Raw genomic sequence first — 25,844 nt, forward strand, 5'->3', positions numbered from 1 at the left:
GAAGATGTCCGGAGAAGATCGCATTCATGAACAAGCTGCCGCCTGGGAAATCTGGCGGCATGAAGCAACCGACCCGTGCACCAAGCTCCCCGGCGAGACCGGTGATGCCGCCGATTTGCTGAAGGTGCTGCTCGCGGAGGCAACGACGTTGTTAGAGAAGGACGCCTCGGCCTTGCTCGCGCTGCGCTCCGGCCTCACGGCCAGCAGTGAGCCGGTGTCGCAATTGCTGGAAGGCCTGTCGGCGATGGGTCTCGACGGCCTGATCATGGACGAGCGGACCGCGGCGCAATTGCCCCCGCCGTATCGCGCCGAACGCATCGGATTCCTGCCTGGAATCCTTTCGGAACCGTTCTGCGCGCACCGGCTGGAGGTACGGAAGGCGGTGCCGCAGGAGGTCGAGGCACCCGCTCGCGCGGTGTTGTGGGAGAAGCTCCAGCAACGGGTCGACGCGCAGGGCGATGCCTTCTTGCGGGTCTCGATTTCCGGATCTGCCGGTGCTGGCAAGTCTCACCTGATCGGTGCGCTGGCGGCTTGGCTCGCGTCACGGGGAATGGAGGTGGCACGGGTATCGTGCCTGCCCACGGATGTGCCCGGCACGTTCGCCGCCTGGCGTGCGTTGTTAGGTCAATGGGGTGGCGATGACCTGACCGCCGCAATTGCGGCCACCGGTGCCGCGCTGACGCTGGATGAAACGCTGGTGAAGAATCTGGTGCGCTTCCTTTCCGAGCCGGTTCATGCCGAGACGGACGACAGCGGACTCTCCCCGCTACAGTACAAGGACATCTTGCCCGAGTTCATCGCCGGCGTGTTGGCGCGGCTGGTGGCCGGGCGCCCGTGTGCGGGGATCATCGATGACATCCAGTGGATGGACGAGGGCAGCCATGGCGTGACGGAAGCACTTGAGCATGCCGGAGTGCCAATGCTGCTGGTGCTCGGCCGGCGCGGGCAGCCCGTGCCGGAAGACATCGTGCTCGGCCCGATGTCGGTGGAAGAGCACCGCAAACTGCTGGCAGAGCTGTCCGGGCACGCGGAAATCACGGATGCGCTGAACGACGAAATCCATCGCGTTTCCGGTGGGCTGCCGTTGATCTCGCGAGAGGTGTATTCAGTGCTGAGCCAGCGACGCCGCCTGATCGCGATGGGTGGCACACTCGACCTCGCGCCGGCACCTGCCTCGGCGGAATCGGCTCACGAGACACCGCTGACAGGGCGCTTCCGCGATCTGTCACCGCGGCTGCGCTCGTTGCTCGGTGCCTGTGCGATCTGGCGTGAGCCGTTCACGAAGGAGCAGGCGGAGACGACGGCCAAGGCATGCAGCCCGGGAATCGAGTTCGAGACCTGCTGGTCCTCACCGCTGTTAGGTGAATTCATTGTCGCGACTCCAGCCCTGCCCGGACGCTTTTCGTTCTATCACGATTTGCTGCGGGAAGCCGCGCTGTCGCTGATGCCCGACCGCGACCGGGCAGCGGGTCACGGGGCGGCGCTCGAATGGATGATGGAGCGACCGCTGCGGGATCTGTCGCCTGCCGAGGCCGCGTTTCACGCCCGCGAGTCCGGCCGTGATGACGTCGCGGTGGAGCTGTTCGATCGCGCGGCGCGGGCGGCGCTCGGTCGCTTCGCCTTGCGGGAAGCACGCGAGGCGGCGCGCGCGGCCTTGGACCTCGACCGCGTGAGCGAACACACCGGCGACCCGGTGGCAATCGCCCAGCGGGCGCGGCGCTACCAGATCGAAGGCGAGGCCGCCTTTCACTGGGGCATGGTCGAGGATGCGGTGGGTCTGTTAGAGAAAGCCTTGGTGCTTTACCGCGTCAGTCCGGAGAAAGGGGTATTCCCGATCAAGGGGGCCATGCTGTTGCGCCACCTGTGGCTCTTCGCCACTGGCAAACCATGGGCAGATGCCACGGTTTCGCCGGTAAGGGAAGGCGCGGCGCGCACGGCACTGATGCTTGCGGAGATCGCCTACTTCCAGAATGACCAGAAGCGATCCGCCGATTGCTGCGTCACCGCGCTCGATCTCGCCTCCAAGAATGGCGAGAGCGCGATGCTGGCGTCCTTGTGCGCGGCGATCGCCTGTCCGATGTCCGGCAAGCGGCCGCGCTGGCTGGCGGAGCGCTACCGCAATATCGCGCGGCGGATGATCGCGCGGGTCGGCGACCGCACCGAGCAGACCTACATCGAGCACGTCGGCTGTCTGGTGGATCTCGACAAGACGCGCTGGCCGGAGGCTGCCGAGCGCGCTGCCGGCAATGTGGCGTATTGGAAATCCCACGGCCATGGGCGTCGTGTGGAAGAGGCGGCGACGCATGCTTTCTTCGTAGACTACTTCCGCGGTGATCTCGGACGTGCGGCCGAGTGGTCCGGCGTGTTGCAGGAGTCGGCCTTCAAGCGCACCGACCGGCAATCGCGGACGTGGGCGGCGATGATGGGCAGCCTGCACGCGCTTGCCACCCTCGGCACCAAGGAAGCCGAAGCCCATTGCCGCAAGGTGCCGGTGCATGGTGGCGATGCGATCACGCAGTCATCGATCCATGTGATGCGGGCGATGTGCGCGTGGCGCTCAGGCAACCCGTGGCAGGCGATGGATTGTCTGCGCGATGCCGAAGATCTCGCCGGGCAACATCCGCCGGTGTCTTCCACCCAGTTCCTGTTGGCCGATGCCGCAGTATTGTTAGGCGAGATGCGTTCGTGGGGTCCGCCTGAGCTGGAAGCTGACCCGATGTTCGGCGGTCTGGTGGAGCGCTTCATGAAGCGTGCAACCGCTTTCTCGAAGAGTTTCTCCCTCGGTGGCGCGATCCTGCACTGCGCCCGCGGCCTGCATGCTCCCGGTGGTGGCAAGGAGTTCATTGCGGCGGAAAACGCGGCCCAGCGCCTGGGTGCGGATTTCCTCAAGGCCCGCGCCCGCTGCTATCACGCCCTGAAGTCACCGGCCTCCGCGCAGCTTCAGGATGGACTGACGCTTCTGGAAAAATGCGGTGCGACTGCCGAGGCCGCGTTTTTCCAGCAACTCGCCTCCCGCCATGATCGACTCCCGTGAACACATCGTTATCCTCGGCGGCGGCGTCGGTGGATGTGCCGCCGCCTACTGGCTGACTGCAACCCCGGAGCTGCGCGCGAAGTATCGCGTCACTCTCTATCAGACGGGCTGGCGCTTGGGTGGGAAAGGCGCCAGCAGCCGCGGCGAGAGCGACCAGCATCGCAGCGAGGAACACGGCCCGCACGTCTGGTTCGGCTTCTATGAGAATGCCTTCAAGACCCTGCGCGGCGCGATGGAGGAACACGCGCAACTTGGCCACACCGTCGGGCCCTTCCAAACGCTGAAGGATCTCTTCATGGAGGCACGCGAAGGCGTCTTCTATCACCACAATGAACCGGCGGGGAAATGGGAGCCGTGGAAGATGGCCTTGCCTCGTTACGCGGGAGAACCCGGTGATGGTACTCCGAGTCCGGACATTCGCGAGAACCTGTGGCGCATGGCCGACCATCTCGCTCTCAACCTTAGCAAGGTCGGCGCTTTCGGTCCCGTCGTGAGTTGGTTCCTCAAGATGATGGAGAAGATCCTCAGCCGCAGCGTGAAGTGGCAGGAGGCGATGACTTGCCCGACCGGCATCCAGCCCGGCGACCCGAGCGGCTGGGCGAGCTATCTTTCCCGCCGCTTGATCGATCTCGCGGGCAGCGAGCGGCATTGGTATGGCGAGCCGCTGATCGGCCGCGGCTTCAAGCTGCTGCTCGACTACATCGGCTGGCGGCTGCGGCGTATGAAGAAGAGCGCCATGACCAGCGAGGCGAAGCGCGAGGTCTGCCTGGCCGACCTCTATCGCACCTGCTTGCGTGGCGCGCTGGTCGATCTGCTGCTCCGGGACGAAACGTTCCAACAGCTCGACCGGCATGAGTTCCTCGCGTGGCTGAAGTCGCACGGCGCCGGTTTCACCACGGTGAAGGAGTCGCCCTTCCTGCGTGGCTACTACGATACGCCCTTCGCCTTCTCCAATGGCATGGCGCATGATCCGAACAATGCCAACTTCGCCGCGGGCGCGGCACTGCGCGGTTTCTTCCGCATCTTCTTCGGCTACAAGGGCGCTTATGTCCATCGCATGAACCTAGGCATGGGCGAGTGTGTCTTCGTCCCGCTCTATCGCGTGCTCAAGGCCCGCGGAGTGCGCTTCGAGTTCTTCCACCGGGTGGAAGCTCTCGAGCCCAATGCAGCCGGCAATCGTGTCGCCCGCATCCGGATCAACCGTCAGGTTCGCCTTGCCGATGGAAAGGATGAGTACAACCCGATCAAAGAGGTGGCCGTCCCGCACGCCGAGGCACCCCCGGTCTTCTGGCCGGTCTGGCCGGAGCACCCGATGGTGGATCAGCTCGACCCTGCCACGCTGCCGCCGGCGGACGATCCCGGGCTCGAGTCCCACTGGAGCACCCATCGCAGTAGTACGGTCGAGCTTTATGATCGCATGGATCCCTCAGCCAATGGCCACGAACGGTTTGATCACGTGGTGCTCGCTATCCCGCCCGCGGCGCACCCTCATCTGGCAAAGGGTCTGTTAGAGAAAGACACCCGCTTCCGGGTCATGGTCGGTACCAGCGAGACGATCCGCACGATTGCCTGCCAGTTCTGGTTCTCCGACAAGGACGACCTGGGATGGGATACCCACGATTACTTCTGCGAGCTGGCGATGGCCGGCTCGGGGCCGGACCCGTTCAACATCATCATCGAGGCCTCCAACATCCTGAGGACCGAGGCGACTCCCGGTGCCAGCCATCTGCTCTACCTGTGTGGCCCGATTTCCAACGATGCCAACGAGCCGCCGGCCGGCAGCGATCCGGGTTACCCCGCGCGCGAGAAGGCGCGTGCCAAGGCGACAGCCTTGAGCTGGATTCAGGAGAAGGCTTCGCTTTGGCCCGGTGTGTGTCTCCCCGGCACCAACACCCTTGACCCGATGTCGCTCTATCATCCCGACGAGGGGGCGACGGTCGAGCAGCGTCTCGATTGGCAGTACTTCCGGATGAACATCGACCCCGGCGAGCGCTACGTGCTCTCGACCAATACCGCCGCTCCGAACCGACTGTGGCCGTGGGAAAGCGGCTTCAACAACCTGGTCTTCTCGGGCGACTGGTGCCGCAACTCCATCGACATCGGCTGCGTCGAGTCCGCCGTCACCTCCGCCATGCTCGCGGCGCACCATCTGACGGGCTACCCGACCCGCGACATGATCGACGGGCTGCAGTACGAGTGACGTAGTAGTTGTGAAAAAAGAGCGGGCACCCGGTTTCCCGGATGCCCGCCCCACCATGATCTGGGGGGGTGATTATTCCACAAACGTGACCTTGTAGAATGCCTTGCCGCCGGGCGGAGGTGACAGGTCGGTCCATGACGCGCTCGCACCCGTGGCGGTCACCGTCCCGACGTTCTCCCAGCCAGCAAGAGTGGTGCTTCGCTGGACCGTGAACTGCACTCCGGCAGCGGCAGGCCAGGTGATGGTGCTGCCGCTCAAGCTTCCTGCGAAGAACGATGAGCCGCTCATCGGATTCAGGCCGAGACGGAACTCGACGAGATTCGAGGTGCCGTCGCCGTCAGCATCGGCGGTCTCTGCGCGCAGGCTGGCGTTCGGGATGTTTTGCTCCGCCCACAACTGGAATGGCGTGCCATCCTGGTGGAAGAGGAATTGCGACTCTGGCAAGGCCACGGCGCTGATCCGCACTTCGTCGATGTTGCCTTGGAATGCGTCGGTGGCACCGCCGTTCCACATGCCCTGGCCGATGTTCCAAGGGTTATCGAGCGGACCGGTGGCCGGCACATGCCACGCACCGGAGATGGCGGCCGTGCCTTCCAGCACGTAGCCAGCATCGCCGGGCTTCTTCAGCCACAGCTTCATCTCGGTGGCGGTGCCGGTGACTGCGGTGGAATACCAGGAGCCCGCCGCGATCGTCGAGGTGCCGATGATCTCCCGAGCCACGCCGGATCCATCCACCATCCCAGCGCGCAGTTTATTCGCGGTGTCGATCTTGATCGAGAACGGCGGTTGGCCTGCGACCGGATTGCCTAGCTTGCACACCGGCACCTGCCATTGGCCGGTGAGGTTGGTATTGAAGCTCGCCTCGACGGTGAAGCCGGTGAAGGGGTAGGTCCGCAAGGTCGCTTGGCCACCACCGAGGTTGGCAGTCGGTGTCGAGAAGATCGCCTCGATGTAGTAAATGCCATTGGCATTCCGCTGGAAGAACAGCGAAGCGGTATCAGAGGCACCGGTGGCCGGCACTGTGGGGGACGGGACCACCGCGGCGTAGTTCGGGCGGCTGTAGTCGGCCCATGCCATCATGTGGTTGCCGTAGACGGATGAGTCCTGGATCGAAGTGGGAAACAGATACTGGCCATTGCCACCCGCGGGAACTTCGCCAGCGGTCGCTTCCTCGAAGCGCCAGTAGCCCAGCGTCGTTTCCGCCGATGCCGCGTTTGAGGGGTCGGTGCCGACCAGATACTCCAGCTTGTTGTTCACGCCATCGGCGTCCGGATCGCCGATGGCGCTTTGACGTGCGGTCGCTTCGGCCAGCGTTTCATTGCCGACGCGGAAGTACTTCACTTCCCATCCGTCAGGCAGTCCGTCGCCGGCCATGTCGTTGTCGATGTCCGGTGAGGAGAGCTGGTCCTCGGGATTGGTGCCCGACCACATCTCTTCTTCATTGTCGAAGAGGTCGCCATCGGGATCGGCATCCGGAACGCCCGCGGGAAGCGTATCGAAGTAAAAGACCTCCCAGCCATCGTTGAGGCCGTCGTTGTCGGTGTCGGGATAGGCGAAGGCGTTGTTAGGATCGCTGCCGGCGGTCTGTTCGGCGGCGTTGGTATTGTGGTCGCCATCGGGATCGCCATTCGCGAGCTGGGCGAGACTGTTGTTGAAGAAGTGGAGTTCCCAACCGTCGTTCAGCCCATCCCCGTCAGTGTCGGGATAAGAGGTGGCAAGTTCCGGATTGGTCGTTCTCTGAAACTCCAGAAGGTTGGTGGCATAGTCGCCATCGGGATCGTCCAGCGCCCCTTCGTCGAGATGCTCGAAGTAGTCCATCTCCCACGTATCCGGCAGCCCGTCACCATCCGTGTCGGCGGTGATGCGGCTGAGCACGCCGGTTGCTTCATTGAATTGGTATTTACCGTCGGCCGAGGTCCAGAAGCCGTTGTTCTCGGTGAAGCCGGCGATGCTGAAATTCGTGCCGAAGGTTTCGACGAGGGTGGCGACATTCACCAGCGTCCACTGGTTGCCGATGGTGTCGCCCGCATTCGTCAGATCGATATTGAAGGCTCCGTTGAACACTGTGGATCCGGTACCGGAGATGGTGTTGTTCACCCCGGTGGCACCGATCGCAAAGGTGAACGAGCCCGTGGTATCCAACACCAGATTCCCCGCAACCGTGATGCTTCCGGTGTAGGTGCTGGCACCCCTGAAGGTGACGGAGTAGGCGTTGTTATTGTTGGTGACGGGCAAGGTCAGCCCGGCGCTGCCGGTCATCACCGAGGAGATCACGATCGGTCCCTGGCGGGCTTCGATGATGGAGGCGGCGGCGAATTGCAGTCCACCGGCCACGGTGAAGACATCGGCGAAGCTGCTCGCATGGTCGAGCTTGCCTCCATTGAGGATCAGGTTGGGGACGGTGAGGATGCCCGCGGTCCCCGCGCCCTTGTAAAGCATGGAGCCACCCGTGTTGATCGACAGCGAATCGCCTTGAAACGTGTAGCTGTTCCCATCCGCCGGAGTGCGGAGCTGGATCACGGCGACTTGATAGGCGTTCCCGGCAACAGGTAGTCCGGAGGGATTCCAGTTGCCTGCGGTGTTGAACGACGAGAGGCCGAAGCCGTCGCCGGCATTGAGCGTCACGGTTGCCCCGTGGAGTGGGAAGGCGGCGGCCAGGGTGATGGCGGCAAGCCATCGCGGTGCTGAGGTTGAGGTCGGATTCATGAGGTCGGGCATGAGAGTTCGTGCTCCCCGGCCACGGGCGACGGGTGCCTGCGCCGCCGGGAAACACTTGCATACAAATCAGCACCGCCGATACCACGGCCCTGCGAATCGCTTCCGGCACTGGCGAATCGGCACAAATCCGACCCTTTCGGCCTAATCTCTAGCAGCCGCTCATGAAGTTACCCTTGCCGGACAATATTCCGGGATGACGCTTCGATCATAATGTGGCGCACGCTTCATCAAAGCCGCGGGAGGTCGCGCCACGAGCCATCCTCCTGAGTTTTTCCGGGGATGTTAGATCCCGTTCATCCACGCCTCGAGGATCTCGACGGCGGCGGCTTGATCGATCACGCCTTTCTGCTGCTTCGCCTTGCGGCCGGCCTCGCGCAGCTTCGCAGAAGCGGCCAGCGTGGTGTAGGCCTCATCGACGAGTTCGAGCGGCAACTCCGGCAAACGCGCCGAGAGCTTGGTCGCGAACGCGCGGACTTTCTCCGCCGCGGTGCCCTCGGTGCCATCGCTGCGAATCGGCAGGCCCACGACCAGCGTGCGGATACCACGCTGCGTCACGAGTTGCGCGATGCGATCGATAGGATCGGTCGCGCGGACATCGATCGTTTCCACCGGATGGGCCAGGATGCCGAGCGGATCGGTGGCGGCGATGCCGATGCGGGCTTCGCCGTGATCAATGCCGAGCGCGGGATGCGGGCCTTCGTCCATGGCTACTCCGGCTTCTGATAAACGCGCACGTAATCCACCTCGTAGCGCTGCGGGAAAGTCGTGCCGGAAGGATCGCCGCCATTCATGCCGCCGATCGCGAAGTTCAGGCGCATCGCCTGCGGAGCGAGAAACGGATTCACGGGGGGGCCGTCTTGATTCTTCACGTGGCTCATGAGCTGCGTGTTGAGCGGCTGGCCATCGAGCCAGATCGTCATCTTCTCCGCGTCCCACTCCAGCACCCACACGTGGAAGCGCTCCTGCCAACTGCCGTCGTCGAAGCGGCCGAATGAATGCGAGCCGGTGCTCCACAAGTCGCGGCCGCCCTTTCCGGCCCAGCAGAAATTCGCGTAAATACGACCGCCGTAGTATTCGAGGATATCGATCTCGCCCCCATGCGGCCAGCGTCCGCGGCCGGTGGTCCAGATGGCCGGCCACAGACCGGGGCGGGCTTTGAAACGGGCGCGGATCTCGAAGCGGCCGAATTTCCAGTCCTGCTTGCCCGCAGTGGTCAGCGAGGCGGATGTGTAGTCGGCCTCCTTGCGCTGGTGCTTCCAGTCGCGGGCGCCCTCGCGGAACTGCGGATTGGGAAACTTCTCACGGCGAGCCTCGATGACCAGCAGGCCTTCCTTCTTCACGGCGTTGTCCTTGCGGTACCACTGGAGTTCGTGGTTCCGCTGGAAGCCTTCCTCGAAGCGCCACTTGCTCTCATCCACCGCGCCATCGCCATCGAACTCGTCGGACCAGACGAGCTTGTACGCCGGATGGCGCGGCGGTGCAGCCGGTTCCTCGTTCTGGGCGAACGCGGATGCGGTGAAGAGAAGAGGCAGCAGGTATCGGGTCATCGGCGAATGTGATGGTAGCAGGGCAGACTATGAAAACTGCGACGCTATTTCATTCTGAGCAACCACCCGAACGGGGAGAGGGTTCTCCTCCGCCGCCGCCGCGCGACTCATTCCGCTTCTTCGATGACAATTTTCGGGAAGACCGGCTTGGCCTTGCCGGTTTCGTGGCCGTTGGCGACGAGGCCCCACTTCAGGTCATCCAGCTTCAGCTTCAGCAAATCGTCAATCCGGAGCTGGGCGGCGATGCGCTCGGCGGGATCCGGCAGCACGGGCGAAAGCAACACCGCGCAGTGGGCGAGGCTCTCCACGAGGTTCGCGAGCACGGCTTCGAGGCGCGCCTTGTTGGTGGGATCCTTGGCAAGTTCCCACGGCTTGTTGCGGTCGGCGTAGGCGTTGCAGAAGGTGACGTGGCGGTTGATGGCCTTGAGACCTTCGGCGATGTCGAATGCGTCCATCGCGGCACGATAGTCCTCGATGACCGTGGCGAGCGAGGCGCGCATGTCGAGGTCATCGTCACTCGTCTCGCCCGTGGTGGTGACGATGCCATTGCAGAAGCGTCCCGTCATGGCGAGAGCGCGGTTGCAGAGGTTGCCGAGTTCATTCGCCAACTCCTGGTTGTAGAGCATCACCAGCCGTTCGAGATCGAAGTCCGCATCCTTTCCGGTGACGATGTCGCGCACGAGGTAGTAGCGCAGAGCATCGACACCAAACTTGTCGGCGAGTTCGTCGGGATCGACGACATTGCCGAGCGACTTGGACATCTTCTCGCTGCCGCCGGCCGCGTTCTTCCGGTTCCACCAGCCGTGGACGAGGATCTTGGGCATCTGCTCGTCGCTGAAGCCCATCGCGTGGAGCATGCAGGGCCAATAGATGCCGTGGGCAGGCACCAGGATGTCCTTGCCGATGACGTGCGCGGCACAGGGCCAGAGTTTCTCGAAGGAGGGAAGGTCGGAGCCTTCCTGCGCGCGGTAACCGGCAAAGGAGATGTAATTGATCAGCGCGTCGAACCAGACGTAGGTGACGAAGTCGGGGTCAAAGGGAAACTCGATGCCCCAGCGGAGACGCTCCTTCGGGCGGGAGATGCAGAGGTCCAGCTCGCCGGAATTCGCCAGCGCACCGACCAGCTCATTGCGGCGGAAGCCGGGAACCACGAAATCCGGATTACTAGAGACGTAGTTTTTCAGCCACTCGGCGTGGGCGCTGAGGCGGAAGTACCAGTTCTCTTCCTCGATTTCCATGACCTCGCCCCATTCGGGCCCGAATTCGCCGGCTTCGTTGCGGTCGCGATCGGTGAGGAATTGCTCCTGGCGGATCGAGTAGAATCCCTTGTAGCCCTTCTTGTAGAGTTCGCCGCGCTCCTTCAGGTCGCTGAGGATCGCCCGGACGCAGGCCTTGTGGCGGTCGTCGGTGGTTTCCGCCCAGCCGTCGTAGGCGACGCCGAGCTTCTTCCAGAGGTTGAGGAAAAGCTTGGTCGTCTTCTTGGCGAAGGTGGCGGGGTTGATCCCTTCCTTTTCCGCGATCTGCTGGACCTTCTGGCCGTGCTGGTCCACGCCCGTCAGGAAATAGACCTCCTCGCCTTTCAACCGCTGGTAGCGGGCGATCACGTCGGCGAGCACCTTTTCATAGGCGTGGCCGATGTGCGGGGCGCCGTTGGTGTAGTCGATGGCGGTGGTGATGTAGAACATGGAAGGAGACAGAAGACTTGAAGACTGAAGACGCAAGAGGGGAAGGATCAAGGCTCACGGACCACCTTGCCGCCTAGCGAAAGGATGCGGGCGTTGGCCTTGGCGGACTCGGCTTCCCCGATCTGGCCGTCGCGAACGTACATTTGCGAGAGGCCGGTCCAGGCGAGCAGGTCATTCGGCTGCAGGGTGGTCGCCTGCAGGCCGCAGCCGATCGCTTCCTTCACGTGGCCGAGCTTCAGCAGGCACATGCCGAGGGCGTGCCAGCCATCGAAGAACTCGGGATCGAGCGCGACGCAGCGGCGGTAGAGGCTACAGGCTTCCTCCAGCTCGCCGAGGGCGAGCGCGCCATTGGCGTCGTCGAAGATCAGATCGCGTTCGGAGTCGGGCATGGGCTGCGGGGCTCCGGAGCGGAGGCGGTCAGGGCTTCTTGAGAAGATCGGTGACCTGGGTGCTGGCCAGCTTTTCCTCCAGCCACGCGGAGAAGGCGATGCGCTGCTGGTTCGAGGTCAGGCCGGTCAGCGACTGGTTGATGCGCTCGTCGCGGGCCGGGTCCTTCACGACCTCGCGCTTCTCGACGAAGATGAACACGGCTCCATCCGGCCGCATCACGGGATCCGCCAGCGTGCCGGGATCCACCAACGAGGCGGTTTCGAAGAGGATCGAGGTGTCGGCTTCCTCCGGAAGCTTGTCGGTGGCCTTGAAGGGGCCGAGCGACTTCACCTCGAGTCCGAGTTCCTTGGCGGCATCGGCGAAGGACTTGCCGGCGGCAAGTGCCTCGCGGAGCTTCGCTGCTTTCTCGTCGGCGTCCTTCTTGAGGGCTTCGCCGGCCTTGTCCGTGATGAAGTCCACGCGGACCAGATCCTTGGCCTCTTCGAAGGTCTTGGTGCGCGGCTCCTCGGCTTCATCGAGGTGAGCGATGAGGAAGGCTCCATCGGCAATCGGCAGTGCCTCGCTGAAGCGAGACATCGCGTCCGAGCCGGGAGTGATTTGGAAGATGATGTCGCCGACCGGACGGGGATTGGAGGTCGAGCGGGTATTGACGGACAGCTCGGCGGGCAGGGAAGTGCGGGTGAAGAGGTCGGTGGTGACGATCTTCCAGCCGTTTTCCTCGGCGAGCTTGGCGAAATCCTTGCCTTCGCTGGCTTCGATTTGCTGCAGGAGGCCATCGACGGTATCGGCCAGTTGGGTGTCCACCTTGCGCTTGTGCTCGGCGAGCTTGGCTTCGGCGGCGGCCTTCTTGTCGGCGGCGGCCTTTTCCGCTTCCTTCTTCTGCTCGTCGGTGACGGCGTCGGGCAGCTTGGTTTCGTCCTTTGGCAGCTCCGGGTAGGTCGGTTTGGCGATGAGGTAGGAGACCTTGATCTTCCGGTCGGTCTGATACTTGTCCTTGGTGGTTTCCCACTGGGCTTTCAGTTCCTCGTCGGTCGGCTTGAGCTCGTCCTGGAACTTCGAGAGCGGGATCCGGATTAGCTGGATGGCGACCTGTTGGTCGCGGCTGGTCACCTGCTGGGCAGCGACGCTGCGGTCCACGGCGAGGCCGCCGCCGATGATTTCGGTCAGCTTGCGGGTGGCGAGCGTGTCGCGGACGATGTCGATGAAGTCGCCTTCGGTCATGCCGAGGCGGCCCAAGCGCTTGGTGATGAAATCGTTGTAGGTCTGCTGGTTGTAAGCGCCATCAGCTCCCTGAAAGGTCGGCATCTTCTTGATCTCCGCGGAGATCTCCTCGGCCGACGGATGCACGCCGAAGTCTTCCGCGGCCTGGCGCACGATCAAGCGGTTCACGAAGAAGCGATTCGCGGTTTCCTCGCCGCCGCCGAAGCCGCCGAGCGTACTCAGGAAATCGATCATCCCATACATGCCGAAGCCCTGGACGAGCGCCATCGGCGTCTCGCCGAGCTTCTGCACCTCGGTCATGGTGTATTGGCGGCCATCCACGGAGAGGGCGGGCGGATCACCGGCCGACCCGCGGCCTCCGGTGTTATTCTCGAAAAAGACAAGGCCTACGAACAGCAGGGCGACCACGATGATGATGAGGCCGGTGTATTTACGGAGGTGTTCGATCATGGACGCTTCTTCTGGGATGTCCCTCGCGGGGCGCGGAAGTAAAGGGAGCCGCAGGGACGGCTTCAACCCTTATTCGCGGTCTCAAACACGACCGGTCGCGACAAAAAAAGAGCCGCCGGGGAGCACCCACTCCCCGGCGGCCAAGTTCGTCAACCCCGTCGGGCAAGCCCGGCGAAAGCTGACAACTGCTGTTCACCCTTACATGAAAACTGCACTTGCGCGCGGTTTTCAAAGGGGTCTGACCGGCAGCCGGGGGATCCGTTCAAAGGTTTTTCAGATTTTTTTCGGGAGCGATTTTCCCGCTGCGGCGGAAAAGCAATCTTGTCGCGGGCCGGGCAAGGCGGCATCGCTCGCGGCGTGACGGGACACGAGATTCGCGATGCCTTGGAGACCGCCGGGGTGATGCCCAGCCGCCAGCTTGGCCAGAATTTCCTCTGCGATCCGAACATGGCGCGTTGGATCACCGACCAGCTCGACGCCCGGCCGGAGGACACCATCGTCGAGGTCGGGCCGGGCACCGGCGCGCTGACCGAGCACCTCGTCGGCCGCGTCCGGCGGATCGTGCTGGTGGAGTTTGATTCACGGCTGGCGGCCTATTTGAAGGGGCGCTTCGCCAACGAGCCGAGCGTGGAGGTTCATCATGCCGATGGAGCGAAATTCGACGTGCGGACGCTCTGGAAGCACCGGCCGGTGAAGTTTCTGGGAAATCTGCCCTATTCTTCCGGCGGGGCGATCCTGCGGAATTTCCTGTCCCGCCCCCATCCCTTTGAGCTCGCGGTCATCATGCTGCAAAAGGAAGTGATCGAGCGTCTCGCCGCCGGTCCACGGACCAAGGAATACGGCGTCCTGACGCTGCGGGTGCAGAGCGAGTGGCAGGTGAAGCCGCTGCGGACGGTGCCGCCGGAGGCCTTTCACCCGCGGCCGCAGATCGATTCCTCGGTGGCGCTGCTGACCCCGCGGGGAAAGGAGTTCCCGGCATTCGATGCCCGGCGTTTCGACGAGCTGATCCGCCGCGGCTTCGCCCAGCGGCGCAAGCAAATGGGCAAGCACATGCCCGAGAGCCCGCCATGGGAGGAAGTTCACACCGCGCTGGGGGTGGCTGCGACCGCCCGGGGCGAGGAGCTTTCGCTGGCCCAGTGGATCGAGCTGGCCCGGGTTTACGACGATCATCCGCTGCGCGACGTGCCACAGCGCGGTGACGAGATTTTCGACGTGGTGGATGCGGGCGACCAAGTGACCGGCCAGGCCACGCGGCGGGAGGTCCATGAGAAGGGCCTGCTTCACCGGGCGATCCACGTGTTTGTCGTGAATCGCCATGGCGAGCTGTTGTTGCAGAAGCGCTCGCGGTTCAAGGATGCCCACCCCGGCGTTTGGGATTCCAGCGTGGCCGGGCATCTGGATGCCGGCGAGGACTACGCCGACGCTGCGATTCGCGAATTGGAGGAAGAAATGGGAATCACGGGGGTGCCTGCCGAGGAAATCGGCCGGATTCCCCCGACCGATGCCACCGGATGGGAGCATGTGCGGCTCTACCTTTGTCGGTGGGACGGCACGCCGCGGTTTCCCAGTGCGGAGGTCGAAGCTGCCTTGTGGATGAGGCCGGAAGAGCTCGACGGATGGATTGCGGCGCGACCGGAAGACTTCGCCAGCGGGTTCGTGGAGTGCTGGAAGTTATCGAGAGGACGATAATTGCCTGAGCTGGAATGTTTTTAGAATAAGCTTGTCTGGAAAGGCTAATATTTTAGTCTAGGGACGCTCCCCGCAATGTTCACCTGTCCCACCCATGAAACCAGCCAGTCACATCGGGTACAGCCGGAACTCCCGCCGGCACCATGCTAGAAATCTTCGGGCCCGGGGGATGACTCTCCTTGAGCTCACTGTCGTCATCCTCGTACTCCTCACATTGATCACAATCCTCTTCTTTGGCGCAAATGCCTGGAAGAATGGTTCCGACCGGGTGCTTTGCATCCTGAACCTCCAGTCGGTTCAAAAGGGCGTTCGCAGCTACGCGAATCTCAACGGCCGCAATCCGGGCGAAACCGTCCCCGGGCTTCAGTCCGAGGTGATCGGCCTGGGTCGCTTCGTCGAAGCGATGCCGTCCTGCCCCGGCCGAGGCAGCTACACCACGAGCGGAGATATCATTCCTGCCCTCGGCAGCCTGTATTTGGAGTGCTCGCTTTCCGGAGCAGGTGCCCATGAGCCGGTGAACGTCGAAGATTGGTGAACGGATTTCCCTGATTGCAGGGACGCCGGTTTCAGTGAAGGGTCGCCGCCGTGTTCCCATGAGCGCGGCCACGACTCCCTTTGAAAGCCAGACCCGGCTGTGGCTGGTGGCTTTCGCCGTGTCCGCACTGGTCAATCTGATCGCGCTGTCGGCGATTGCCTTTTGGGTGCTGGCCAAGATCGCCCTGCAGTCCCTGCCGCGGGATCCCGTGACCTCCACGGGCGAATCGGTGGCGGTAATCATGCCGGAAATGATCGAGAGCGTGGCCGGCGAGCCCGCTCCGGCGGCGCCCGTGGTGCCGCCGCCCGCTCCTCCTCCCGACTTCGCGCGGACCTCGCCGGATCAGGTGGAAGCGACTCCGGATCGGCCGGATTTCATCGGCGAGCGGAGCACCCAGGCTACAAGCGACACGACGCCGGCTCCCATGGCTCCGGACCAGATCAGCCAGAAAGGTCGCGACCCTCTTTATGAGGACGAGGTCGAAACGACCCGGAGCAATTACCAGGACGGCGATTTGGCTCATGACAGGAAGGCTCGCATCGGCGAACCCGCTCCCGCGGAGTCGAAGCCCGCGCCGATGACTCCCCACCAGGATAACGTCGCCGAGGCGGCGAAGCGCGATGGCGAGCTTGAGGCGGAGAAGCCACCGGCGGAAGCGACCCGTGAGCAGTTGGCCGAGGGTCCCTCGCCGGTCGAGCGGCGGGTCAAGGAAGCGAAGCCGGAGGACGAGACCAAGCCCGCGCAACCGGAGCGCCGGGCTGATGGCCAAAAGCCCGAGGAAAAGCCCGCCGCGGAGCAACCGAAGCAAGCGGCCGCCAACGCGAACGCTCCCGGTTTCCGCGGCAATCAGGTCAAGACCAAGCTGGTCGGGTCCATCACCCGCAGCGGGCGCTCGGCCCTCAATGTGGAGGACTCCGTGCTCGGCCGCTACCATGCCGCCGTCAGCCGTGCCGTGGAGAAGGAGTGGCAGCTCAACTGCGTCCGCAACCGCGACTACATCACGCCCGGCATGCTCACCATGAGCTTCATGCTCGATGCCAAGGGCAAGGTCCGCGAGATCCGCGTGGTCGAGGACCTGCAGGTCGGCGCGATTCCCAAGGGTTTCACCCTCAATGCCATCAATGACGCCGAGATCCCCGTGATGCCGGCGGATCTAAAGAAGCAGCTCAATGGCGAGCCGCTTGAGCTTATTTACCGTTTCAGTTTCTAACTCATGTCCCTTCCCTTGTTCCTTGCCGCCGCCGCGACGGTGGAAAAATCCCGCGTGGAGCGGATCTGGCAGTTCTTCGCCGATGGCGGCTACTGCATGATCCTGCTGGCCCTGTGCTCCTTCGTCATGGTGGCGTCGATCCTCTTCAAGCTGCTCTCGCTGCGACGCGACATTATCGTGCCGTCCGGGCTGGAGCGGAAGCTGCGCGAATACGAGCACCAGCACGAGGCGAGCCCCGGCTTGTTCGACGAGATCAAGGAGGGCCGCACGCCGCTGGCCCGGCTCTGCGGCATTGCGCTGCGCCACCGCGGAGAGACCCGCGAGCAAATCACGGGTGCCGTCCAGGCCGCGGCACGCGAGGAGGTCCTGCGGCTGCACGCCGGGATGTCGTCCATCGACGTGATCGTCAGCATCGCCCCGCTGTTAGGTCTGCTCGGGATGGCCAGCGGCCTAGTCGTGATGTTCGGCGGCTTGGGGGAAAATCCCGACCCCACGCTGGTCTCGCGCGGCATCAGCGAGGCGCTGAATACCACCGTCTTCGGCTTGGCGCTGGCGGTGCCGGCGATCGTGGCCCACGCATTTTTCCTCCGCCGCATCGATATGTTCGTCGCCCGTCTCGAGGGGCTGCTGGCCGGCTTCGCCCGCACCTGCGAGGGATCTGCTGCCGTGCCCGCTCGCCCGCCGCTGCCAGCGCCCGCATCCGCGCAGCTTCCTGTCTAACAAACCGGCCATGCACTTCGAACATCCCGTCCGCAAGACCCGTGGGGTGCCGGTGGTCCCCATGATCGACCTGCTTTTCGTCATCCTGATCTTCCTGGTGGTGTCCACGACCTTCAAGAAGCCGCGCAGCGTGCTGCCGATCGAACTGCCCACGGTCAGGGAAATCGCCGGTTCGGCGGTGGTGGATTCCCGCTCGGTGCTCGCGCTCGACAAGGAGGGCAAGATCACCCTCGACGCCGTGGCCGTGCCGGACGTGCAACTGCTCGATTCCTACCTGAAGGCATTCACGAAAGAGAACCCCGGCCGCAAGCTGGAACTGGAGGCGGACAAGCAGGTGCCGCTGGAGAAATTGCTCGGCGTATGGGACGCGTTGACCCGCGCGGGCATCGCGATTAAGGACGTGCCGGCCCGTATCCGCCTGCCGCAGGAACCGGGCAGTTCCTCGAAATGATCCTCGAAATCGTCCAATACGGCCACCCTGTCCTCCGCGAACGCTGCAAGCCCGTCGAAACAGTCGATGATGACCTGCGCAAGCTTGCCGCCGACATGCTCGAAACCATGTACGACGCCAATGGCGTGGGTCTGGCCGCGCCGCAAATCGGCGTCGCGCTCCGCCTCGCGGTGATCGATGTGGCGCACGATCCCGAGTGCATCACCTTCCTCAAGGTCGGTGGCGAGGATGCGCCACTCGACTCGATCATGCCGCTGATCTTCATCAATCCCGAGCTGGAGTTCACCGGCCCCAAGGAGAAGGACACCGAAGGCTGCCTGAGCATCCGCGACGTGCGCGCGGACGTCAGCCGGCCGGGCTCGCTGAAGGCGAAGCTCCCGCAGCTCGATGGCACGGTGCTGGAGATCGAGACGGATGGCCTGCTCGCCCGCGCCTTGCAGCATGAGACGGATCATCTCAACGGCATCCTTTTCATCGATCGCGTCGCACCGGCCACCAAGATCAGCCTGCGGCGGAAATTGAAGCGGCTCGCCGCCGACGAATGACGTCCATCGGGGATTGAAGGCTCGACTTTCCGGGCAGCCAAAGCTATCGACTCTGCCGGATAGCTCGTTTTTCTAACAAAGTTTGATGCCATGAACAGCAGCCGCGGTATTTTCGAACCCCAAGAAGGTTTCGCTCCAGCCCCTCCCGCCAAGAGCCCGTTTGCCGTCGCCGATGAAGGCCCGGCCACCAGCCCTTTTGCCATCGTCTCCGAGCCGGAATCTCCGTTTGCCGCGATGAAGGACGACCATCCGACCCGCTTGGCCGCCGAGGCTGGACGCCCGGTGAAGCTTCCGGAGCGCCGCCCGGCAGCCGGTGAAGTGCCGGCCGTGGAAGCCCGCTCGCCGTTTGCGGCCGAGGCCTCGAATCCTTCGCCATTTGACGCTCCGGCTCCAGCTTCCTCGCCGTTTGCAAGCTCGCCGCCGCCCGTGCCGACTGCTGCTCCGGCGTCCAGTCCCTTCGGCTTTGCCGCGGAGCCTGCCGCTGCAGCCCCAGCTCCAGCTGCTGCTGCTGTTGCCGCTCCTGCGCCTGTCGCGGCTCCGGCCCCGGCGGCCACGCCAGCTCCAATCGCTGCCGCCGCTCCCGCGCCAGCTCCGGTTGCCGCCGCTCCTGCCGCGGTCGAAAGCGATAGCGGCGACTCCGACTCCAGCTCGATTCGCCAGCTTGCGCTCCGCGCCATCTTCGGCGTGGACCGCGAACTCGGTGCGGAGGAAATGCTCCAGCGCGCCCGCGGCCTTTCCGGCATCCGCCACGTCGCTCGCGTGCCCGGCAATGAAGTGGCCACCGTCGATGCCTTCCGCAAGATCATCAACAACCTCGGCTTCCCTGCCGGCCAGGTGAAGCTCGTCAGCGGCAGCCTGCCCATCGACTTCATCCGCGAAGGCAATGTCGTCCTCGCTATCCAGAACGATGGCAGCTTCGCCCCCGGCGTGAAGGAAACGCTCATCATCGTTGCCCGCGAATTGGGCAAGCTGTGACGCCGTCGCCGGCATGACGGTCCAGCAAAACGGCCGGCAAGTCTCCGTGAAGGTCGCCCTCACCGGGGCGGCCGACACCGGCAAGCTCGCCATCCTGCGGGCCATTGCCGGTCGTTTCGGCTCCGCCACGGTCCGCGAGCACTCGGTCGGCGCGGTGCATGTGCATCGCGTCGAGTGGACCGAGCCGAATACCTTGCCGGACGGCCGCTTTCTCAATGTGGCCGTCCACTCGCTGACCGGCCGCGTGGACTACAACGCCGCCGAGGAACTGCTGGTCCGCGATGCCGCCGGCATCGTCTTCGTGGTCGATGTCGACCCGGCCAAGTTCAAGGCTACGTGGGACAGCCTGATGCGGCTTTCCGATAACACGAAGCGCAACGGCTTCGATCTTCATTCGGTCGGCCTCGCGATCCAATATCACCGCGCGGACCTCTACCCGGACTTCGAGCCGCAGAAGCTCGACCAGCGCCTGGGCGTGCCGCCCGGCCTGATCCCGCGCTTCGTTTCCACCAGCCGCCAGCCGGATGCCGAGGGCCTCGCGTTCGATTCGGTGCTCGCGCAGATCAAGGAGCGGCTTTGACTGCGGCCGTTGAAGTCGGCCGCCGATCCTATCGCCCCTTGAGCAGGTTCCGGCTCGCCCACACGTAGTTCGCGCCGGAGATCAGGGTCAGCGCCACCGCGGTCCAGAGTGAGACCGGCATCAGCCAGTTCTTCGGGTTCGCTAAGTCGCGCAGCAAGCCCCCGATGACGCCCGGATTCTCGATTGAGGAAAAGGTCAGCCACACCAGCCCGGTGATGCAGTAGGTGAGCTGGAAGGTGGTCTTCCATTTCCCGAGCTTGTCGGCGGCGAGCACCTGCCCGGCCTCGACCGCGATCTGGCGCAGGCCGGTGACCAAAAACTCCCGCGCGATGATCGTGGCGGTGACCCACACCGGGCAGTGGTAGCCACCTACCGGTTGGGCGGAAAAATACACGAAGGCGGCGCACACGAGGATCTTGTCCGCCAAGGGGTCGAGTAATTTTCCCAGCGGCGTCACCAGTCCGAGCTTCCGCGCCAGGTAGCCGTCCAGCCAATCCGTGGCCGCTGCCACCGAGAAAGTGACCAGCGCCACCGCATAGCCTGCGGTTCCCGGAAAACCCACTGCGATCACGAAGACTGCCGTCAGGAACAGGCGGGAGAGGGTGATCGCATTGGGCAAGTTCACGCCCGGAATGTGGGGAATGCATGGCAGCATGGCAACAAGGGGTTGCACCGCGGCCCGCGGTTCCCTACACGGCCCGCGGTTCCTGAACCGTTTCAAGATCATGAGTAACAGCGATTTCGGCCTCATCGGCCTGGCCGTCATGGGCCAGAACCTCGTCCTCAACGTGGAATCCCGCGGCTTCCAGGTGTCTGTCTATAACCGCACCACCTCGGTCACCGACGAATTTGTCAGCAAGCATCCGGACAAGAAACTCGTCGGCGCCAAGTCGCTGGAAGAGTTCGTCCAGTCGCTCGCTTCCCCGCGCAAAGTGATGATCATGGTCAAGGCCGGCGGTCCGGTGGACGCGGTCATCGAGTCCCTCATCCCGCTGCTCGACAAGGGCGACATTATCATCGACGGCGGCAATTCGCTCTACACCGACACCGAGCGCCGCGACAAGTGGCTCGGCGACCTCGGCTTCCGCTTCATCGGCGCCGGTGTCTCCGGTGGTGAAGAAGGCGCCCGCAAGGGCCCGTCGATCATGCCCGGAGGCCCCGCTTCCACGTGGGACGTGATGAAGCCGATCTTCGAAAGCATCGCTGCCAAGGTTGATGGCGAGCCGTGCGTCATCCACATCGGACCCGGCGGTGCCGGCCACTATGTGAAGATGATCCACAATGGCATCGAGTACGGCGACATGCAGCTCATCTGCGAAGCCTACAACATCTTCAAGGCTGCCGGCTTCACCCCGGCCGAGCTCGCCACCGTCTTCACCGACTGGAACGAAGGCGACCTAGAGAGCTACCTCATCCAGATCACCTCGAAGATCTTCGCCCAGCAGGATCCCGAAACCGGCAAGCCGCTCGTCGATCTCATCCTCGACACCGCCGGCCAGAAGGGCACCGGCAAGTGGACCCTGATCAACGCCGTCGAAAACGCCGTCGTGATCTCCACCATCAACGCCGCCGTCGAAGCCCGCATCCTGTCTTCCTTCAAGGACAAGCGCGTGGCCGCCAGCGAGTTCCTCCACGGCCCGAAGGCCGAGATCTCCGCCGACAAGGCCGAGCTGGTGAAGAAGGTTCACGACGCGCTCTTCGCCTCCAAGATCATCTCTTACGCGCAGGGCCTCGACCTCATCGCTGCCATGGGCAAGGAGAAGGACTGGGGTCTCGACCTCGGCAAGATCGCGGCCATCTGGCGCGGCGGTTGCATCATCCGCGCCCGCTTCCTCAACGACATCACGGACGCCTACCGCTCGGATCCGGGCCTGAGCAACCTGATGCTCGCCCCGTTCTTCACGAACCTCCTCAACGAGTTCCAGCAGAACTGGCGCGAGGTCATCGCCACCGCCACCCTCGCCGGCATTCCGGTGCCCGCGTTCTCGGCCTCGCTCGGTTACTACGATAGCTATCGTAGCGCCGTCCTTCCCGCGAACCTGCTCCAGGCCCAGCGCGACTTCTTCGGCGCGCACACCTACGAGCGCACCGACAAGCCACGCGGCGAATTCTTCCACACCGATTGGCCGGAAGTCATCGGCTGAGGAACAGAGACAGTGTGTTTTTCCAACGGCGGCCGGGAGCGATCCCGGCCGTCTTTTTTTAATGTAGCGTCGGCCTATAACCGTCGGACTTCGGCGGCACGGGCCGCATCGTCGTGGATTCGGAAACAAGGTCTCACGATGCGGCTTGTGGCCGCCAGTCAGTGACGGTCGCAGACCGACGCTACATCACGGCAGCAGGAATCTCATTGCCGCCCGCAAGGCAGCGAAGAGAATCCCCCGCGATCATGAAAGCGACGCCCCTCCTGCTCGCCCTGCTTTTCTCCCTGCCTGTGCCGCTTGCCGCCCAAGCGCCCAAGCCCGCGGAGGAGAAGAAGAAGCTGAAGAAACTCGACGACATCCTCACGTGGTCGAAGGCGAAGCAGACCTACGACGAGGGCTTGAAGGCCTTCCACCAGGCGAAGGGCGAGGAGGCGATCGCGAAGTTCACCGAGTCGCTATCGCACATCGAAAAGTATACGGATGCCCGGATGGCGCGCGGTCGCACTTACTACGAGATGCACCGCTATGAGCCGGCGCTGGAGGACTTTACCCGCGTGGTGGCGGAGCAGCCGGATCAGGCGAGCGGCCACTACTATCGCGGCCTCGCGCTGTGGAACCTGAAGCGGCCGGAAGAGGCGCTGAAGGCGCTCGACACCGCGATCCAGAAGCAGCCGCGAACGTATGCGTATCACGAGTCGCGGGCAATGCTGCTGGAGTCCATGAAGCAGCAGGCACGGGCCCTGGCCGACTATGACATGATGGTGGCTTTGCACCCACTGCAGCCCTCGAACATCGAGCGCCGGGCGAAGTTGCTGCGGGGACTCGGCCGGAACGAGGAAGCCGACGAGGAAGAGCGGCAGGCGGATCAACTTCGTGAAGCGGGTTTCTGACGGCAACCCGCTCCGCAACTTTTTCCCGCGGGGCCGGTTGCAGCGTTTGGTTCGCCCCGGGCCACCGTCTTGCCCCATTGGTCACGATGAAAACGAAGCTCCCTTGGATGGTCGTTGCCGCCACGCTGCTAGCCGCGTGCGACGAGAAACAAGAGCCGGTCGCCGCCCAGCCGAAGTCGCCGTCGGCTTCCAAGCGCTTCACGCCTGACCGGCCTGCGACACCGAAGCCTCAGGCCGACAAGGTTCCCGAGCCCGCGGAGCCGCCGGTCGCCCAGCATTCGCAACCAACCGTTCCTCCTGCCGCACCGGCGACTCCACCGCCTGCGCCGGCACCCGCCCTTTCCGCCGAGGAACGCGAGGCCCGGCGTGCCGAGCAGCGCCAGCAGCGGGTGACCCGCGTCGCGGAGCAGATGACCACCCGCTTGAAGGAGCAAGATGCGAACGGCGACGGACTCCTCGCCCAGAGCGAGGTAACCGGACCCATGCAGCGCGGCTTCAGCCGTGCCGACACGAATGCCGACGGCTCGCTGGATGCCGCCGAGCAGCAGGCCATGATCCAGAACGTGGCGGAGCGCATGGGCAACTCCGACCGGGACCGGGGCGATCGCGGTGACCGGCGCGGATTCAGCCGCCGGGGAACAGGCGGTGGTGGCGGCTTCGGCGGTGGCTCTAACCGGCGGCGGGACGACTGAGATAACGTTGCGGAAAGCAACGATTCGTCTCTTTGATGGCAGGCTCGGGAAAAGCCGGTTGCTTTCCAGCGTGCGGGAAGACACATCGTCGCCGCGCTACACGTTGGCATGACGAACGAACTGCTGATCCTGATCGTCGAAGCGATCGCCGTTTACTTCCTCGTCCTGTGGGCTCACTCGCTGCGCAACCGGCTCGGGCTCGCCCATTTCTACGCGCTGATCGGCAGCCTGACCGCGGTGATGGTATGGGTCACCGATGCCGGCGTGCGGGTGAATATCCCCGGCGTGTCTTTCATGGTGGGGTCGACGGTGTTCTACACCGCGCTCTTGTTAGGGGTGTTCGTCGTCTATGTCTTCGACGGCCCGCGGGCCACGCGGATCGCGATTTCCACCATCATCGGCGTGTCCATCATGGTGCCGGTGGTCACGCTGGTGCTGCACTGGCAGCTCCGCATTTCCTCGCCGGATGGGCTGAGCTATTTCCCGCCGCAGAGCCTGCGGATCTATTCCGCGTCGATTTTCGCCGCCCTCGCCGACCTGATCTTCCTGGCGATCGCCTGGGAATTCCTCGGCCAACCGAAGCTCCAGGTGCAGCTGTGGCTGCGGGCCTTCCTGACCCTGCTCGGCGTGTTGTGGCTGGATGTGATCCTCTTTGCCACCGGGGCCTTCGCCGGCACGCCGGACTACCTTAAAATCATGGGCGGCACCTTCCTCAGCCGCCTCGTCATCGGCATCTTCGCGTTTCCCTTCCTCTACTGGTATCTCGCCTGGCAAAGCGGCAAGAACGGCATGGAGATCGAGAACCGGCCAGTGCTCGCCATTCTCAAGGAGGTCACCCGCGTGCGGCAGGAGCTGAGCCTGGCCCAGCGCGAGATCGAACTCCGCAAGGAGGTGGAGCGCGAGAACGTGACGCTCATCGAATCGCTGCAGCAAGCGATGAAGGAGGTGAAGGTGCTGCGCGGCTTCCTGCCGACCTGCAGCTACTGCAAGGACATCCGGGACGAGGGTGGCAACTGGCACCAGCTCGAGGCCTACCTCCAGCGTCACAGCGAGGTGAAATTCAGCCACGGGATCTGCGACAAGTGCCTCAAGGAGCACCATCCCGGGATCGACCTATCGTCCGGGAGCGGGACGTAGCCGGGAGCGGGTCCGCATGCGGCGATCCCTCTGAAGAGGGGTGGAAATCGACGGCACCAATGGTGTTTCCTACGAGGATCTCCTGCATCCTTCCGGAGAGTCCTTGCACTTTTCGTCGCGCAGCCTTGCGCGGCGGCTCGGCCCCGTAACACTGCAACTGCACTCGCATGAAACCGCTGCTCGTCCTTCTCCTCTGCACCGCGGCGCTTCCGGCTGCCGATCCGCCGGCGCAGGTCTTCCAGATGAACTGCTCCGCCTGTCACGTGGCGGACCAGATGATCGTCGGCCCATCGCTGGTCGAGATCGCCGGCATCTACGGCAAGGATCCGGACGGCTTCGTGAAGTGGTGCATCGCACCGCAGCACAAGCGCGAGGGTGCGATCGAGATGCCCTCGATGGCTCACCTCGGCGAGCCGGTGCTGCGCGAGCTGCACAAGTACATCATCGCCCAGGCCGCGGGAAAGAAGGAGCAGAAGAAAGCCGACATCGACCCCTTCGCCGTGCCGGCCGCCCAGGTCCGCCGGCCGCAGGTGCAGCGCGTGTTCCTGCCGGATGCCTCGCCCGCGGCGATCGCGGTGGCGCTGCCGGGTGATCTTTCGTTTTGCTTCGATGCGGCCGAGTGCCGCCTGCGCTACGTGTGGAAGGGCGGCTTCATCGACGGCGGGGGCTACTGGAAGGGCAATGGCAGCTCGCTGGCGAAGTTAGGCGGCGAGGTGGTCTATCGGGAGGCGCGCTTTCCGCTGACGTGGCCGCTCGCGGGCGAAGAGCTTCCGCCGAAGTTCCTCGGCTACCGCGTGGCGAAGGACGGGCTGCCTTCGTTCCGCTACCGCCGTGGTGGCGTGACGTGGACGGAAACGGTCAAGCCCTTGTCTGACGGCACGGGCGTCGAGCGCCTCTTCGAACTCGATGCCGGCAAGGCGATGACGGTCGCTGCCGAGAAAGCCACCGTCACGTCCACCACGGGAAGAGACGCCATTCCCGCCTCCGACAAATCCTTCACCCTCACCTTCCGCTGGAAATGACGCCGCTGA

General features: G+C 64.0%; 23 protein-coding genes. 16 read left to right on the forward strand and 7 right to left on the reverse strand.

All coding sequences use genetic code 11. The annotated features are described in order from the left end of the window. Positions 1 to 4 precede the first annotated feature (4 nt). A complete protein-coding gene (locus OKA05_RS23170) occupies positions 5 to 3,034 on the forward strand; it encodes an ATP-binding protein (protein WP_264489581.1) in 3,030 nt (1,009 codons plus the stop codon). Next, entirely contained in the window at positions 3,018 to 5,234 is a 2,217-nt protein-coding gene (locus OKA05_RS23175) for an NAD(P)-binding protein (protein WP_264489582.1), read from the forward strand. The genes OKA05_RS23170 and OKA05_RS23175 overlap by 17 nt, the downstream gene beginning before the upstream one ends. Positions 5,235 to 5,306: 72 nt before the next feature. On the opposite strand, the gene OKA05_RS23180 is transcribed toward OKA05_RS23175, so the two are convergent. From OKA05_RS23180 to OKA05_RS23205, 6 genes are all read right to left on the reverse strand, one after another. Next, complete coding sequence (locus OKA05_RS23180) at positions 5,307 to 7,940, reverse strand: LamG-like jellyroll fold domain-containing protein (protein WP_264489583.1); 2,634 nt, start codon at positions 7,938 to 7,940, stop codon at positions 5,307 to 5,309. Positions 7,941 to 8,234: 294 nt separating this feature from the next. Further along, positions 8,235 to 8,657 (reverse strand): Holliday junction resolvase RuvX, encoded by a 423-nt coding sequence (gene ruvX, locus OKA05_RS23185; RefSeq protein ID WP_264489584.1) that lies wholly within the window; start codon positions 8,655 to 8,657, stop codon positions 8,235 to 8,237. A gap of 2 nt (positions 8,658 to 8,659) precedes the next feature. After that, positions 8,660 to 9,499: a glycoside hydrolase family 16 protein gene (locus OKA05_RS23190; protein ID WP_264489585.1), complete on the reverse strand. Its 840-nt coding sequence runs from the start codon at positions 9,497 to 9,499 to the stop codon at positions 8,660 to 8,662. Positions 9,500 to 9,606: 107 nt separating this feature from the next. Further along, complete coding sequence (gene metG / locus OKA05_RS23195; protein WP_264489586.1) at positions 9,607 to 11,184, reverse strand: methionine--tRNA ligase; 1,578 nt, start codon at positions 11,182 to 11,184, stop codon at positions 9,607 to 9,609. A 47-nt stretch (positions 11,185 to 11,231) separates the two neighbouring features. Further along, positions 11,232 to 11,573 carry a tetratricopeptide repeat protein gene (locus OKA05_RS23200; RefSeq protein ID WP_264489587.1) on the reverse strand — a complete coding sequence of 114 codons (342 nt, stop codon included), beginning with the start codon at positions 11,571 to 11,573 and terminating at the stop codon, positions 11,232 to 11,234. A 28-nt stretch (positions 11,574 to 11,601) separates the two neighbouring features. Further along, positions 11,602 to 13,245, reverse strand: coding sequence for a peptidylprolyl isomerase (locus OKA05_RS23205; protein ID WP_264489588.1), 1,644 nt, complete (start codon positions 13,243 to 13,245; stop codon positions 11,602 to 11,604). Positions 13,246 to 13,447: 202 nt separating this feature from the next. Here OKA05_RS23205 and OKA05_RS23210 point away from each other — a divergent pair, with 202 nt between their 5' ends. The 9 genes from OKA05_RS23210 (at position 13,448) to OKA05_RS23250 (ending at position 19,950) form a co-directional block, all read left to right on the forward strand. Continuing rightward, positions 13,448 to 13,606: a hypothetical protein gene (locus tag OKA05_RS23210; RefSeq protein ID WP_264489589.1), complete on the forward strand. Its 159-nt coding sequence runs from the start codon at positions 13,448 to 13,450 to the stop codon at positions 13,604 to 13,606. After that, a complete protein-coding gene (gene rsmA, locus OKA05_RS23215) occupies positions 13,603 to 14,934 on the forward strand; it encodes a 16S rRNA (adenine(1518)-N(6)/adenine(1519)-N(6))-dimethyltransferase RsmA (RefSeq protein ID WP_264489590.1) in 1,332 nt (443 codons plus the stop codon). Before OKA05_RS23210 ends, rsmA begins: the two co-directional genes overlap by 4 nt. Before the next feature lie 169 nt (positions 14,935 to 15,103). Next, positions 15,104 to 15,469 carry a hypothetical protein gene (locus OKA05_RS23220; RefSeq protein ID WP_264489591.1) on the forward strand — a complete coding sequence of 122 codons (366 nt, stop codon included), beginning with the start codon at positions 15,104 to 15,106 and terminating at the stop codon, positions 15,467 to 15,469. 58 nt (positions 15,470 to 15,527) lie between these two features. Next, the gene (locus OKA05_RS23225) at positions 15,528 to 16,679 is read left to right on the forward strand and encodes a hypothetical protein (protein ID WP_264489592.1); all 1,152 of its coding nucleotides are present in this window, start codon (positions 15,528 to 15,530) and stop codon (positions 16,677 to 16,679) included. Positions 16,680 to 16,682: 3 nt separating this feature from the next. Continuing rightward, entirely contained in the window at positions 16,683 to 17,399 is a 717-nt protein-coding gene (locus tag OKA05_RS23230) for a MotA/TolQ/ExbB proton channel family protein (RefSeq protein ID WP_264489593.1), read from the forward strand. 10 nt (positions 17,400 to 17,409) lie between these two features. Further along, positions 17,410 to 17,850, forward strand: a complete 441-nt coding sequence (locus tag OKA05_RS23235; RefSeq protein ID WP_264489594.1) for an ExbD/TolR family protein — start codon at positions 17,410 to 17,412, stop codon at positions 17,848 to 17,850. Continuing rightward, complete coding sequence (def, locus tag OKA05_RS23240) at positions 17,847 to 18,395, forward strand: peptide deformylase (RefSeq protein WP_264489595.1); 549 nt, start codon at positions 17,847 to 17,849, stop codon at positions 18,393 to 18,395. The genes OKA05_RS23235 and def overlap by 4 nt, the downstream gene beginning before the upstream one ends. A 90-nt stretch (positions 18,396 to 18,485) precedes the next feature. Further along, on the forward strand, positions 18,486 to 19,370 hold the full coding sequence (locus OKA05_RS23245) for a hypothetical protein (RefSeq protein ID WP_264489596.1): 885 nt from the start codon (positions 18,486 to 18,488) through the stop codon (positions 19,368 to 19,370). Between the two features lie 13 nt (positions 19,371 to 19,383). Next, a complete protein-coding gene (locus OKA05_RS23250; protein ID WP_264489597.1) occupies positions 19,384 to 19,950 on the forward strand; it encodes a GTPase domain-containing protein in 567 nt (188 codons plus the stop codon). Positions 19,951 to 19,978: 28 nt separating this feature from the next. Here OKA05_RS23250 and pgsA read toward each other — a convergent pair whose 3' ends face one another. Continuing rightward, on the reverse strand, positions 19,979 to 20,575 hold the full coding sequence (gene pgsA / locus OKA05_RS23255; RefSeq protein WP_264489598.1) for a CDP-diacylglycerol--glycerol-3-phosphate 3-phosphatidyltransferase: 597 nt from the start codon (positions 20,573 to 20,575) through the stop codon (positions 19,979 to 19,981). Positions 20,576 to 20,675: 100 nt separating this feature from the next. On the opposite strand from pgsA, the gene gnd reads away from it, so the two are divergent. From gnd to OKA05_RS23280, 5 genes are all read left to right on the forward strand, one after another. Then, positions 20,676 to 22,094, forward strand: a complete 1,419-nt coding sequence (gene gnd, locus OKA05_RS23260) for a decarboxylating NADP(+)-dependent phosphogluconate dehydrogenase (protein WP_264489599.1) — start codon at positions 20,676 to 20,678, stop codon at positions 22,092 to 22,094. A 245-nt stretch (positions 22,095 to 22,339) separates the two neighbouring features. Beyond that, positions 22,340 to 22,984, forward strand: coding sequence for a tetratricopeptide repeat protein (locus OKA05_RS23265; protein ID WP_264489600.1), 645 nt, complete (start codon positions 22,340 to 22,342; stop codon positions 22,982 to 22,984). Positions 22,985 to 23,070: 86 nt separating this feature from the next. After that, a complete protein-coding gene (locus tag OKA05_RS23270) occupies positions 23,071 to 23,676 on the forward strand; it encodes an EF-hand domain-containing protein (protein ID WP_264489601.1) in 606 nt (201 codons plus the stop codon). Between the two features lie 108 nt (positions 23,677 to 23,784). Then, complete coding sequence (locus tag OKA05_RS23275) at positions 23,785 to 24,813, forward strand: hypothetical protein (protein ID WP_264489602.1); 1,029 nt, start codon at positions 23,785 to 23,787, stop codon at positions 24,811 to 24,813. A gap of 167 nt (positions 24,814 to 24,980) precedes the next feature. Beyond that, complete coding sequence (locus tag OKA05_RS23280) at positions 24,981 to 25,835, forward strand: c-type cytochrome (protein ID WP_264489603.1); 855 nt, start codon at positions 24,981 to 24,983, stop codon at positions 25,833 to 25,835. The last annotated feature ends 9 nt before the right edge of the window (positions 25,836 to 25,844 follow it).

The sequence above is a fragment of the Luteolibacter arcticus genome, from assembly GCF_025950235.1.
Classification (GTDB): Bacteria; Verrucomicrobiota; Verrucomicrobiia; order Verrucomicrobiales; family Akkermansiaceae; genus Haloferula; species Haloferula arctica.

Bases quoted from the DNA above. Each gene is read 5' to 3' on its own strand.
- OKA05_RS23210 (WP_264489589.1), top strand. From the start codon at position 13,448: ATGAAAACTGCACTTGCGCGCGGTTTTCAAAGGGGTCTGACCGGCAGC.
- OKA05_RS23220 (WP_264489591.1), top strand. From the start codon at position 15,104: ATGACTCTCCTTGAGCTCACTGTCGTCATCCTCGTACTCCTCACATTG.
- OKA05_RS23170 (WP_264489581.1), top strand. From the start codon at position 5: ATGTCCGGAGAAGATCGCATTCATGAACAAGCTGCCGCCTGGGAAATC.
- OKA05_RS23235 (WP_264489594.1), top strand. From the start codon at position 17,410: ATGCACTTCGAACATCCCGTCCGCAAGACCCGTGGGGTGCCGGTGGTC.
- OKA05_RS23270 (WP_264489601.1), top strand. From the start codon at position 23,071: ATGAAAACGAAGCTCCCTTGGATGGTCGTTGCCGCCACGCTGCTAGCC.
- OKA05_RS23175 (WP_264489582.1), top strand. From the start codon at position 3,018: ATGATCGACTCCCGTGAACACATCGTTATCCTCGGCGGCGGCGTCGGT.
- OKA05_RS23190 (WP_264489585.1), bottom strand. From the start codon at position 9,499: ATGACCCGATACCTGCTGCCTCTTCTCTTCACCGCATCCGCGTTCGCC.
- ruvX (WP_264489584.1), bottom strand. From the start codon at position 8,657: ATGGACGAAGGCCCGCATCCCGCGCTCGGCATTGATCACGGCGAAGCC.
- def (WP_264489595.1), top strand. From the start codon at position 17,847: ATGATCCTCGAAATCGTCCAATACGGCCACCCTGTCCTCCGCGAACGC.
- OKA05_RS23180 (WP_264489583.1), bottom strand. From the start codon at position 7,940: ATGAATCCGACCTCAACCTCAGCACCGCGATGGCTTGCCGCCATCACC.
- metG (WP_264489586.1), bottom strand. From the start codon at position 11,184: ATGTTCTACATCACCACCGCCATCGACTACACCAACGGCGCCCCGCAC.
- OKA05_RS23280 (WP_264489603.1), top strand. From the start codon at position 24,981: ATGAAACCGCTGCTCGTCCTTCTCCTCTGCACCGCGGCGCTTCCGGCT.
- OKA05_RS23275 (WP_264489602.1), top strand. From the start codon at position 23,785: ATGACGAACGAACTGCTGATCCTGATCGTCGAAGCGATCGCCGTTTAC.
- OKA05_RS23225 (WP_264489592.1), top strand. From the start codon at position 15,528: ATGAGCGCGGCCACGACTCCCTTTGAAAGCCAGACCCGGCTGTGGCTG.
- gnd (WP_264489599.1), top strand. From the start codon at position 20,676: ATGAGTAACAGCGATTTCGGCCTCATCGGCCTGGCCGTCATGGGCCAG.
- OKA05_RS23250 (WP_264489597.1), top strand. From the start codon at position 19,384: ATGACGGTCCAGCAAAACGGCCGGCAAGTCTCCGTGAAGGTCGCCCTC.
- OKA05_RS23245 (WP_264489596.1), top strand. From the start codon at position 18,486: ATGAACAGCAGCCGCGGTATTTTCGAACCCCAAGAAGGTTTCGCTCCA.
- OKA05_RS23265 (WP_264489600.1), top strand. From the start codon at position 22,340: ATGAAAGCGACGCCCCTCCTGCTCGCCCTGCTTTTCTCCCTGCCTGTG.
- OKA05_RS23200 (WP_264489587.1), bottom strand. From the start codon at position 11,573: ATGCCCGACTCCGAACGCGATCTGATCTTCGACGACGCCAATGGCGCG.
- OKA05_RS23205 (WP_264489588.1), bottom strand. From the start codon at position 13,245: ATGATCGAACACCTCCGTAAATACACCGGCCTCATCATCATCGTGGTC.
- OKA05_RS23230 (WP_264489593.1), top strand. From the start codon at position 16,683: ATGTCCCTTCCCTTGTTCCTTGCCGCCGCCGCGACGGTGGAAAAATCC.